General features: G+C 47.6%; 8 protein-coding genes. 3 read left to right on the top strand and 5 right to left on the bottom strand.

The features are described 5' to 3' along the window. Positions 1-63 precede the first annotated feature (63 nt). The gene (locus tag A3844_RS11465; RefSeq protein ID WP_074107477.1) at positions 64-1,425 is read right to left on the bottom strand and encodes an erythromycin esterase family protein; all 1,362 of its coding nucleotides are present in this window, start codon (positions 1,423-1,425) and stop codon (positions 64-66) included. Positions 1,426-1,780: 355 nt separating this feature from the next. Here A3844_RS11465 and A3844_RS11460 point away from each other — a divergent pair, with 355 nt between their 5' ends. Then, a complete protein-coding gene (locus A3844_RS11460) occupies positions 1,781-2,359 on the top strand; it encodes a sensor domain-containing protein (protein WP_074103331.1) in 579 nt (192 codons plus the stop codon). Positions 2,360-2,479: 120 nt separating this feature from the next. Further along, on the top strand, positions 2,480-4,279 hold the full coding sequence (locus tag A3844_RS11455) for a helix-turn-helix transcriptional regulator (RefSeq protein WP_074107476.1): 1,800 nt from the start codon (positions 2,480-2,482) through the stop codon (positions 4,277-4,279). A 124-nt stretch (positions 4,280-4,403) separates the two neighbouring features. Here the strand turns inward: A3844_RS11455 and adhE are convergent, their stop codons facing one another. Next, positions 4,404-7,031: a bifunctional acetaldehyde-CoA/alcohol dehydrogenase gene (adhE, locus tag A3844_RS11450; protein ID WP_074088754.1), complete on the bottom strand. Its 2,628-nt coding sequence runs from the start codon at positions 7,029-7,031 to the stop codon at positions 4,404-4,406. 219 nt (positions 7,032-7,250) lie between these two features. Between adhE and pflB the strand changes: the two genes are divergently transcribed. Continuing rightward, the gene (pflB, locus tag A3844_RS11445; protein WP_074107475.1) at positions 7,251-9,479 is read left to right on the top strand and encodes a formate C-acetyltransferase; all 2,229 of its coding nucleotides are present in this window, start codon (positions 7,251-7,253) and stop codon (positions 9,477-9,479) included. A gap of 115 nt (positions 9,480-9,594) precedes the next feature. Here the strand turns inward: pflB and A3844_RS11440 are convergent, their stop codons facing one another. From A3844_RS11440 to A3844_RS11430, 3 genes are all read right to left on the bottom strand, one after another. Then, complete coding sequence (locus tag A3844_RS11440) at positions 9,595-10,581, bottom strand: hypothetical protein (RefSeq protein WP_074107474.1); 987 nt, start codon at positions 10,579-10,581, stop codon at positions 9,595-9,597. After that, complete coding sequence (locus tag A3844_RS11435) at positions 10,542-11,219, bottom strand: RNA polymerase sigma factor (protein ID WP_244169751.1); 678 nt, start codon at positions 11,217-11,219, stop codon at positions 10,542-10,544. Before A3844_RS11435 ends, A3844_RS11440 begins: the two co-directional genes overlap by 40 nt. 253 nt (positions 11,220-11,472) lie before the next feature. Then, the gene (locus tag A3844_RS11430; RefSeq protein ID WP_074107472.1) at positions 11,473-12,624 is read right to left on the bottom strand and encodes a glycosyltransferase; all 1,152 of its coding nucleotides are present in this window, start codon (positions 12,622-12,624) and stop codon (positions 11,473-11,475) included. Between the last annotated feature and the right edge of the window lie 97 nt (positions 12,625-12,721).

Genomic DNA, 12,721 nt, shown 5'->3' with positions numbered 1-12,721 from the left:
CCAAACGTAAACAATCCCTCATCCTGGTAACAACAAGTTAAGGGATTGTCCTTTTATTTCAGATTACTTGATATGTGAAGGGGTCGTTTTTTGAATATGAACCAAAATGTCGAATTGCTCCTGAAGGGAAACATCATCATCATATTGCGGTACGTTAGGAATGATCTGTGCACCGCCATCAAAGAATGGCTGCTTTTTGTTTACCCATTGCTGCGCCGCTCCATTCAATTTGCGAAGATCTAACAGGAACTGATCGTAATGAACTTGTCCAAGCATATGATTAGAGCTGTTCTCGTTCTTCTGAATGGTATCCGCCGCAATCTTATTTTCACTGAGTGATATAAATGCCGTAAATTTGCCTTCCGTGGTGGTGGAGCCAATGGCTACATATTGATTACCTACACGTTCTTTCAGAAACTCCCCGGCAACTTTAGGATACATCTTCTCAGTGATAACACCTTTAGCGATGTGAATATTGTGCCCCCAAATCATCGTTTTGCCGCCCAATTTTTCTTGAGCCCAAACAGCGTGCTCGGCTAGAAACTGATCATGGAGCGTCACCATGCTCGGATAGTCAGCCGGAATCACCATCTTCGTAAAATTCTCTATCACCTTAGCCGTCTCTTTCACCCAAGCTAGCTCATGTGAATCCGTCTCATTATTCGACTTCGTTTTGTCTTCAAGTAGTTTGACTACTTTTTGCGCATTCGCCATATGCTTTTCTTTCACTTCAGTAGTCAGCTTCATATATTCCTGTAGATTACCTGCCACCGATGACAACTCTTTGTAGCTTTGCTCGACTTCGGGCAGCAAATCAGGATGATGCTCCTTTACATAGTTGATCACTTGATCGAAGACACTTTGATCCAGCATTTTTAAGTCGAGTCCGATGAATTGAATTTTCTTTTTATTTGCAGGATCAGTGTTGTATTCCCGCATCCATTCTACCATAGCGACAATCTCATCCGTTGGGTACAACAGCTTCAAAAACTCCCTAGGGTTGCCTTTACCCGTTTGGATATACTCGTTCAACTTCAAACCGTTGCCCCAATCCTCTTCAATCCCAAAATTCGTAAAGCCTAGCTCAGTGACCAAATACTTCACGAGGCGATGCTTCATCATAAAAATCTCCGAACTTCCGTGAGTAGCCTCCCCTAAACCAACATAATTTGCCTTCCCTATCATGTCTTTTAGGGGTTTTAAGTCATCCAATGGTTGTTTTGGATCTGATGTCTCCAGTTGCTTCGCCTGTAATTGAAGTGATTTTGCAATACTGTTTTGAGATATTTGAGCGGTCTCAACGGTTTGGGCTGTTCCTATTTGATCCGACTTTTCAGCTGGTCCATTACTGCAGCCTGCAGTTAGAGTCGCTGCACTTAGCATTACAGCAACTCCACCGTAAATCATTTTCCTTCTATTGTTCATGGTATTCACCTCTTGGACTTTTTTGAAGTACGACTCTTTCTGCATACCAGCATACGGGGTCGTCTTCAGTAGTCCAATTGTCATTCACTCACAATCATTTAAGCTAGTTACAAATCTTCACTATTTCATGTGACATGCAATGCTCGCTCGTATTATCAGTGACAACATATCACAAAGAAAATGATGACATGTTGTCACTGGCGGAGATGACAGCTGTGCGGTTAGTATCGGGCAGTAAGCAACCGCACCAGCCTATTTATTAAAGAGGAGCTGATTCACCTATAGAAAACCGTTGTTGACGGAAGAAGCCAAACCATACAATACCGCAATTTCACGGAGAGGAGTGATGAACCTTATGAAATCAGGTTTCATCCAAAATGGTTGTTTTTTATTATTAACTTTCGTTACAGGCTTGTTTTACTTTTGCTTTTATATGGTAGCACTGTCGTTCAGTTTAGGTCTTTCACTTATAGGAATCGGTATTCCACTATTTACACGAGTATTGCGAACTACGACAACCTTCATCCAATTCGAACGCACGCAGACGAAAATTTATACAGATATTACGACAGCACCTTACGACAAAAAAATAACAACGGATGCATCGATTTGGGTTCATGCCAAATTAGAACTAACGGATCGTCGCAATTGGCTCGCCGTCTTTTGGTTAATGCAGAAGTTGGTGATCGGACTTGTCAGTCTCGTCAGCGTAGCCGTTCTCTATTTAACACCTGTTGCATTCCTGCTGGCACCAATTTTGTATCGATACATCGATATGAATGTCATTTTCATGCAAGTAGATACTTTTGCGAAATCACTCCTTATCATGGTTCTGGGAGCGGTGCTTGCCGCAATAAGCGTCAAGTTGAGTGAACGGTTGGCGAAAACATTCGGAGGCTATACGCGCACCATGATTCAACAGCTTGACCGATAACTATTTTTGGCCGACCTTTATGCAGGTGACGGAGCGTAAACAGCCAATTACACACTGTTCAAAGGTTTGGGTTATAATACTATAGGAAAAAAACAGATAGCTGCTTAGGGGTTGAAGGAATTGCTGGAAATGATCAAAAAATGGTTTTGGTATGATTGGATTATGCTTGGGCTCCGCCTTATTACTAGCGTTTCGCTCATTCTTACGACGATCAGATTTCAGGAAGGTCTAGTACTGCCTTTAGGGATCGTTATTTTTTGGGAGATTGCCGCTTTCTTCATTCCCTGGGTTTGCTTGCAGCTTAACTACAAATATTATTTATTCACAGAGATACTGCTCTTTGGCGGGCTATGCGTACATTTAACCTCGTTGTTTCCAGAAGCGTTCCCTTCATTTCTTGTATCCGTCTTTCTGATCGCAGCGAATAGCGCTCGTCTGTCCTATCATTGGACGGCACCTGCAACGGTCCTGGTAATACCCGGAATTTTTTATGTTGTTTCGCCAAATTACAGTTATTGGATCATGGTAATCTACTACGGACTTGCTTATGTGATGGGGTTCGCTTTTCATTTATTGACCGTCAATCATCGGCAAAATGAAACGATCCGTAAGCAAAACGCGGTGCTTGAGCAATATATGTCCCAAATCGAGCGTATTACGCTGGCAGAAGAACGAAACAGGCTGTCGAGAGAGCTTCACGATACTGTTGGTCATGCATATACTTCCATCATCATGGGAATGGAAGCGTTCCGGTCCGAGCTTGCTACTGAAAAGGGTATACAGAGGCTGGATTCCTTGCTTGAGTTGGGCCGCAAAAGTATAGAGGAGGTGAGGGGCTACTTGCATCAAATGGAGTCTTCAGAGCCGTCGCTTTCCTTGGTCCAGTCTCTCCAAAAGCTTGGAGATGAATTTCAGGAGCATGCCCAGGTCGAGGTAAACTTTCTTGCGTTCGGAGAGGAGTCCCGACTGTCCCGACAAGCGAAAATGGCGTTCATTCGCTGCTTGCAGGAGTCGCTTACGAATGCAGTTCGTCACGGTCAGGCGACGGATATCACCGTTTCTTTGCAATTTGGGCACCAAGATACAAGATTGGAGGTGCACGACAATGGAAGAGGGATGGAAGAATGGCAGGAGGGCTTCGGCATGAACGCGATGAAGGAGCGGGCCATGAATTTGCAAGGTCAAGTGCTCGTCTATACGAAACCAGGGGACGGTACGCTTGTCACCTGTACGTTGCCGCGACAAGCGGAAATGGAGAACGACCTTATTCAGCTGATGATCGTCGACGACCAACCTTTTATCCGGGAAGGTCTGCAGTTGCTGCTCGACAAGTACCAAGACTTGAAGGTAGTCGGCTCGGCAGAGGATGGCGAACAAGCCGTCGACCTGTGCGGACGCCTCCAGCCTCACGTAGTGCTAATGGATTTGGATATGCCACGCATGAATGGAGCCGAGGCAACCAAAATGATCAAGCAGCAATGGCCGCATATTCGCGTATTGATTATCACGACGTTTCAGGATGCGGAGCAAGCGTTGGACTTACTGCGCAGTGGTGCGGATGGCTTCCTGCTAAAATCAGCCGAACCGTTAGAGCTGGCCGATACCATACGGCTTGTTCACAGAGGCGGTACATTAATCGATCGAGGAATGTCCCACGAAATATTCAAGAAGCTCGATAAGAGCGTCGACTCAACGCCATTGAAAGCCACCAACGACTATGATCTGACTAACAGGGAAATAGAAATATTGCAGCTTGTTGCCAAAGGGCTCCGGTACAAGACGATAGCGTCCAAGCTGTATTTGTCAGACGGCACGGTCAGAAACTACGCCTCCTCGGCCTATATTAAGCTAGGAGTAAGCAACAAGGAAGAAGCCGTCCAGAAAGCATTGGAGAGCGGGATCATCGAAGGACAAAACTGAAAGAACAGGCAACCGATTCTGAGCAGATTGTAGTGCGAGATGGTAGTTGCTTTTCATACAAAAAGCCTCTCCTTTGGTGGTTGTTTCGTGCCACCATTCTTAGGAGAGGCTTATTTAGCAATTATTAAAATCTGCCGTAGAATGCATTCCGGTAAATGTCGGCAATTTCTTTGACAAGCGGCATGCGGGGATTGGCTGTTGTGCATTGGTCCTCGAAGGCGCGGTCGGCCAGATAGTCGACTTTGGATTCGAAATCGGATGGAGCGAAGCCGAGATCCTGGAATTTCTCAGGAATGCCAAGGGATTGGTTCAGCTTGCGGATAGCCATAATCAAGCTGTTCACACCCTCTTCCGTGGTGCGGGCGTCCATTCCCAGTATTCTGGCGATTTCTGCATATCGTTCATCGGCGATGAAATAGTTATATTTCGGAAATGATGCAAATTTTGACGGCTTCTGGGCATTATACCGGATAACATGCGGCATCAGAATCGCGTTCGTCCGCCCGTGCGCCGTATGGTATTCACCGCCCCATTTATGCGCCAAGCTGTGGTTGATGCCGAGGAAGGCGTTGGCAAAAGCCATGCCTGCGATCGTTGACGCATTATGCATTTTCTCACGGGCAAGCGGGTCCGCCGTATGGAAGGATTTCTCCAGGTACTGGAATACCAGCTTAATGGCGTGCAGTGCCAATCCATCGGTATAGTCACTGGCCATGACGGAAACGTAGGCTTCAATGGCATGCGTCAGCACGTCCATTCCTGTATCTGCGACCGCTACTTTTGGCAGGGAATACACAAGCTCCGGATCAATGATTGCCACGTCTGGCGTCAGTTCATAATCCGCAAGCGGATATTTAGTATGTCCATCTTTTTTATCTGTGATTACCGCAAACGAAGTTACCTCCGAGCCTGTTCCTGAGGTTGTCGGGATCGCAACGAATTGGGCTTTGACCCCTAATCGCGGATATTTGTAGACCCGTTTACGGATGTCCAGAAACTTCTGTTTTAGCGAATGGAAGCTGGTATCCGGGTATTCGTAAAAGAGCCACATCGCCTTCGCCGCATCCATGGGCGAGCCGCCCCCCAGTGCAATGATGCAGTCGGGCTGGAAGTTTTCCATCATGCGGGTTCCGCGTTCCACTGTTTCTACAGACGGATCAGGCTCGACATCAGCGAATATTTCAACCGAAACAGGATTAGTTCGTTTTCGCAAGTAATATTCGATTTTTTCCACGTATCCGAGCTTAACCATCATGGCGTCCGTAACAATAAGCACCTTGGAGATGTTAGGCATTTTCTCAAGATACTGTGTGGACCCTTTTTCAAAGTAGATCCTAGGCGGAATTTTGAACCACTGCATATTTACCCTCCGGTAGGCGACACGTTTGATATTGATCAGGTTCACTGCAGTTACATTGGAGGTGGTTGAGTTTTTGCCGTAAGATCCGCAGCCTAAGGTGAGTGACGGTAGATTGGTGTTGTAAATATCGCCGATAGCCCCCTGTGTTGAAGGAGAATTGACAATCACACGTCCGGTCTGTAACCTTTCCGCGAAGGCCTCAATCACCTTATTGTCCTTAGAGTGAATGACAGAAGAGTGTCCCAGCCCGCCAAAAGTAACGATTTCCGCTGCACGATCAATGCCTTGTTCGGCAGAGGTTACCTTATAACAGGCCAGAACTGGGCTCAGTTTCTCAGCGGATAACGGGAAGTCCGTTCCCACACCCTCTAATTCGGCAATAAGAATTTTCGTGTGCTCAGGGACTTGAATACCGGCCATCTCGGCAATTTTGTAAGCGGACTGACCGACAATAGCGCCATTGACCGCACATTTCTCCCCGGTGATTACCAAACCTGAGACCGCTTCTGTTTCCGTTTGATCTAAAAAATAGCAGCCGTTGTCCGTCATCAATTTGCGGACCTGATCATACACCGGTTCCTCGATGATGAGGGCTTGCTCAGAAGCACAGATCATCCCGTTATCGAATGTTTTGGAAAGAATAAGATCGGTGACCGCTTGTCTGAGGTCGGCTGTTTTCTCAATAAAACAAGGTACATTTCCGGGTCCGACGCCAAGTGCAGGTTTACCAGTACTATAGGCGGCCTTTACCATGGCTGAACCACCCGTGGCGAGGACCAAGGCTACATCTGGATGGTTCATGAGCAGCTGTGTCGCTTCGAGCGACGGATTCTCGACCCACTGTACACAGTGAGGCGGCGCTCCTTCTGCTACGGCTGCCTCCAGCAGCGTTTTTGCCGATTCGCTGCTGCATTTCTGCGCGGAAGGATGAAAAGCAAAAATGATGGGATTTCGCGTCTTCGTGGCGATCAGTGTTTTAAAGATTGTCGTAGAGGTCGGATTCGTAACAGGCGTTACTCCAGCTATAATGCCAACCGGTTCGGCTACCCGCTGGAAATTCTCATAAAGATTTTCTTCAATAATCCCGACGGTTTTGTTATTTTTGATGCTGTTATAAATGTATTCTGATGCAAAAAGGTTTTTCGTGATTTTATCTTCGTATACGCCGCGTCCAGTTTCTTCAACCGCCATCTTGGCGAGCAGCATATGCTTATCCAGTCCTGCGAGTGCCATGGCTTGCACAATGCGGTCGATCTGCTCTTGATTCATGGACAGGTATGCTTCTTGCGAAGCCCTGGCACGTGTAACCAGACGGTTGACCTCATCCTGTGCGGTAAGCTTCTTATCGGTGATGCTCTCGTTGCCTCCTGCTTGGCTTTCTGTAACAGCCATCATTTTCCCTCCCTGACATTGTACTCGTTTTTAACAAGTACAGTTTTACCTGCATTCGGGTTATTATCCCCGTTCCCAGCCTCTACCGTTTAGACCCGTGTGAAAAGTGGCGATATCCCCCATACTACCCATTGATGTACCTTCTATATATTTACCAAGATGGATCATACTAAGCACAGTCCATAACCATGACAATGGAATAAAGGAGGAAGCATCACGATGCAGGCATGGGAAGGTTTTAAATCAGGAAATTGGCAGGAAGAAATCGATGTCCGCCAGTTCATCCAGCTCAACTACGAACCCTATGAAGGGGATGCGTCTTTTCTGGCGGGGATAACGGAAGCCACGCAACAGCTCTGGGAGCAGTTCATAGAGCTCGCCAAGCAAGAACGTGACCAAGGCGGAGTCCTGGATATGGATACAGAGGTGGTTTCCAGCATAACTTCGCATGAACCCGGTTATTTGAATAAGGAGCTTGAGGTAATCGTGGGTCTTCAAACGGACAAACCGTTCAAGCGGGCTCTTCAGCCTTACGGCGGCATCCGAATGGCCAAAAATGCTTGTGAATCCTACGGTTATGAGCTGGACCCGGAAATCGAGCATATTTTCTCCACTTACCGGAAAACTCACAATCAAGGTGTATTTGACGGTTATTCGCCTGCCATGAGTCTCGCCAGAAAAGCCGGCATTATTACAGGGCTTCCGGATGCGTATGGCCGGGGGCGAATTATCGGCGATTACCGGCGCGTAGCCTTATACGGTACGGATTTTCTTGCTAAATGCAAAAGAAACGAGCTCTCCTTCTTCGACGAACACACGATGACTGAAGATGTAATTCGGGCACGTGAAGAAATCGCTGAGCAGCTTCGCGCCCTTTCAGAGCTGAAGCAGATGGCGGCCAGCTATGGATTCGATATTACCAAGCCGGCGGAGACCGCGCAGGAAGCTTTTCAATGGCTGTACTTCGGATATCTTGCCGCAATCAAGGAGCAGAACGGGGCTGCTATGAGCCTTGGCCGCACCTCCACCTTTCTGGACATTTATATAGAGCGTGACCTGAAGAAGGAGAAGTTAACGGAGCAAGAGGCACAGGAGCTCGTCGATCATTTTGTCATGAAGCTGCGCATGGTGAAATTTGCAAGGACACCTGAATATAACTCACTGTTCAGTGGCGATCCGACATGGGTGACCGAGTCGCTTGGAGGTATTGGTCTGGACGGTCGCCCGTTAGTTACAAAAACCACCTTTCGATTCCTGCATTCGCTTGAGACGCTCGGTCCATCGCCGGAACCCAATTTGACCATACTCTGGTCCACCCGGCTCCCGCAGAAGTTCAAGGAATATTGTGCGCGCATGACGATTCAGACCAGCTCTCTTCAATATGAGAATGATGATTTAATGCGGACTTATTTTGGTGATGATTACGGGATTGCCTGCTGTGTGTCCGCTATGCGGATCGGGAAGCAAATGCAATATTTCGGCGCTCGGGCGAATCTGGCCAAAGCGCTGCTGTATGCGATTAACGGCGGTATGGATGAGCAGATGAAGGTGCAGATTGCCCCGCCCATGCGGCCGATTCTGTCGGACAAGCTGGACTTTGACGAAGTGATGGCCGCTTTCGACCATACGATGGAATGGCTGGCAGAACTCTATATCAACACCTTGAATGTAATTCACTACATGCACGATAAATACTGTTATGAACGCATTGAGATGGCGCTTCACGATCAGGAAACAATGCGGACAATGGCGACAGGGATTGCAGGACTGTCGGTCGTCACCGATTCGCTCAGTGCCATAAAATATGCAGGCGTTCGCCCGGTTCGGGATGAGAACGGTCTTGCTGTCGACTATATCGTTGAGGGGGAATATCCTGCTTACGGCAATAACGATAACCGTGCCGATGAGATCGCGATTGACCTCGTCAAGCGGTTTTATCGCAAGTTGAAGAAACACTCAACATACAGGCAGGCAAAAACCACGATGTCTGTACTGACGATTACCTCCAATGTCGTATATGGGAAGTTGACCGGGAATACCCCGGATGGGAGAAAGAAGGGCGAGCCATTCGCCCCGGGAGCGAATCCGATGCATGGCAGAGACAAGAAAGGTGCGATTGCATCATTAAACTCTGTAGCAAAGCTTCCGTATGAGTACGCCTTGGATGGCATATCGAATACATTCTCGATTATTCCGGGTGCTCTTGGGAAGAACGAACAGGATCGAATCCATAATCTGACCGCGCTGCTTGACGGGTATACAGCCAAGGATGGCCACCATCTCAATATAAATGTGTTTGACACCAAAACCTTGCTTGATGCGATGGAGCATCCGGAGGAGTATCCGCAGCTCACGATACGAGTGTCAGGTTATGCGGTTAATTTCATTAAACTGACGAGAGAGCAGCAGCTTGATGTCATTAACAGAACCTTTCACGAAAAAATCTAACGGGGGAAGCGCGGCCCGTCGATTTACTAGTCCATGCCTTGGCTCCATATGGAGTAAACAAAAGACACCTCTCCGGGTGTCTTTTTACGTGGGTAACTGGATTCTCAAAAGCTGCTTACTGCAATAATTCTGCCACAAGCTTCAATAGTTTTTCCTCGCTTAGGGTTTTGTCGCCGTAACTGGTAACCGTAAAATATGCATCATACTTTTCGTTATACCAGGTCAGGTAGTTATGCTGCTTATCCGACCCTATTCCCATGGTATTGACGATGACGTCTGTTCCGGCTACAGTAATTTTGTTCGCCTGCTCTTCCGCTCCCTGCCATACCCTCATGTCTCCGCCGTGCATCATGTGAGCGGAAATCCCCAGGAACCCGCCGTCTTTCGCATACGAGGCACTGACCGAAATCGGACTTGTCCACGGCACGGATTTCATGAACAATTGCTGCCCTCCGGTCGCTTGTTCCGCTTGAGTGCGCAGCTCATTGAGCGTTCCCAGGTATAGTTCCTGCTGCATCATAGGCGAATTATACGGAAAGTCGGGTTCAACGGTACCATTTTGAAAAGAGTATCCCTCCGGCGCTTCCGGCAGCATAGGTGCTCCGGTTCGGCGAATCTCTGCGGAGAAATCCGCATAGGCGGTTAGGCGCTGTTCCTTATGCACAAATTTCAACGCTTCCGCCGCTTCTTTTGCCGCATCCTCTTTGACATAGTAACCAATTAATTCACCCGGTTTAGCAAAAGCGAGTGTTTTAGCCTCCATCTGCTGCCTAAGCTTGTTATTCACCAAATGGCCCGTTTGTTGCACTGGCTCCGGCTCCATGTACTGCACCTTCACCTCGCCTCTGCTGTTACGGATCTGAATATATTCCGCAGCAGCATACGCTGTCACGGAGAGCAGCAGGAATACCATAAGCAGACTGAACAATGCTGTAGGTTGGCGCAGTTTTCCCTTCCACGCGCCAGGGTGAGTGCGTGCCAGTCCAAGCCGCTCTACCCGTTCCATCACTTGCGTTTCTACATCAATCGCCTCCACCGGATTTCGACCGGCTGAGGCTTTGATTATATCTTGGTATTCATGGCTGATTGCGGTTCGTCCCACAGCTTTTCCTCCTCCGATTCCATGACCTGCTTCACTTTCTGCTTGATGCGGTTCATTCTTTTGTTCAGCGCATTCGGGCTGATCTTCAGGATCTCACTCATTTCCGCATAACTCTTCTCCTCGAATACCCGCAAAATCAAGAGATTACGTTCCTCCAGCGATAACTTGGCCAATGCCGCTGCCAAAGAGGGTTTGTAAAGCCGGTCATCCAGTTCTTGTTCGGGGCTCCCCACAACTGTCTCCGGCCGAAAAATCTGCATCACCTGACGGTGCAGCCTGCGCCTGCGCAGCAGCCTGCGCCTGCGCAGCAGATTCAGGCAATGATTATAGGCAATCCGATACAGCCAAGCCGAGAACTGTACAGTAGGCTTGTACTGATGAATCGCCTGATACGCCTTCACCAGTATTTCCTGAACCGCGTCCTCAGCATCCTGCCTGTTCCCCAGCAGACGACAGCAATAGCCGTAGATGGGCTGCTGAAAAGCTCTGACAATGAGAGCATACTGTCCGCTATTCCCTCTCTGAATCCCGAGGATCAACTGCTCCAATTCTCTGGAGTCCATCACATCATCCGACGTTGATAACACCTCCTCAAGCTGTATATCTCTATAACACCAGGCCCTCTGAAAAAGTGCCATAACCTCTTAAATAAAAAAATTTTTCTGCACAATATTATGTAGCTAAACCCAACGAACAGCAGCTCACTTACATTTGTATCGACGGAAACAATATTATCGGTGTAACAGATTCTGGTTTCACTGGCTCCAAGGTGGCCTTGTTATACCTCTCCTTCCGATAATAAATGAAGACACCCCGCAAGGTGTCTTTTTTATTCAACCAAACAAAGCGAGCTGCGAAAAGTCCCACTTGCACCTTGAAAAAGAGCCAATGTCACTGTCCCAGCTTTTGAGTTTTCACCAGCATTTCCCGTAGAACATGGGCGACTTGGCTTTTTCGGCCTCTTGCTTTCTTTTCTATCCTGAATAATGACCTTTGGCGCTTTAGGGGATTGTTTTGATAATAGAATTTCTTTGCCGCAATCCGTAGTGTTCTTCTCAACATGACTGCTGAGGAGCGTGTCAGCTTAGAGCGGAATCCTCTGCGTAAGATGCGCAGCGTCTCTTTGTATTTCTCTAAATCCTCAGATGGAGGTACGAGGGCGAATAAATTCAAAGAGGAGTCGTTGAAGCCGTATTGTTTATACATGATCCTCAGATTATCCGTATTAAAAACATTTCCTCGCAAGTGGGTTGGGTGCTCCTGGTGATATCCAATAACCTCCTTGATGCTGCGAAAACGGATTTTCAACCGATGCAGCCTATAGCCAAGGTCCCAGTCTTCAAGCCCATAGAGCACAAACTGTTCATTAAAACCTCCGATACGAGTCAACTGGCTGCGCCGTATGGCCACGCAACGAGTGACGAGCAACATCCAGGGAGCTATATCCGTTTTGGCAAACTGCTGTCTCGTATCGGGTGGAACCTTTGTGGTGAAAACAACTTTTGACAAAGCCTCCGTGTGGTGAAGGATATCTTCCGGTGTGATTAGCGGGATAATGTCAGCTGCTATCTCAAATTCGGGATTCCATAAGCTGGATGGTGAGACTGTATTGCGAAACTGTTCTTTTTCTTCCGGAGAAAAGTCAGGGTAGTAATGGGTGTAAGCATCGTCCCACGAATGGGGGATACCAGAAAGCACGGCTTTGGGATATTTACGGTGATAGCGGCGCACAGTGCTGATGAATTCAGGCAACACCAAAAAGTCAGCATCGCAGAAAATAATATATAGCCCTTTTGCATGCTGCAGCCCCAAATTTCTAATGGCAGATCGGCCGCGTTGTTCCGGATGGGATACATAATTAAACTGATAGGAAGCTTGGAAGCCTTCGACCATTTCCCTCGTTCCATCTGTAGAGCCGTCATCAGCCACAATCACTTCAAAATGCTGCTTCGGATAGGTCTGTGTTTCAAATGAAGCGAGTGTGAGCAACAACTGCTGGTGTCGATTATAGGTTGGAATGATGATGCTGTAACGGATACTCAGTGTGATCTCCCCCCACCATTTAGTAAAAGCCCTCGAATCGGATAAATAATAACAATATATTCAGGGACTTTAGCCTGGTCTAGTCAGATGCCCTATA

Origin of the sequence: Paenibacillus helianthi, assembly GCF_001909055.1 — a bacterium.
In the GTDB taxonomy this organism is placed as follows: domain Bacteria; phylum Bacillota; class Bacilli; order Paenibacillales; family Paenibacillaceae; genus Paenibacillus_AQ; species Paenibacillus_AQ helianthi.
This window is presented reverse-complemented; position numbering and strand designations above follow the sequence as displayed.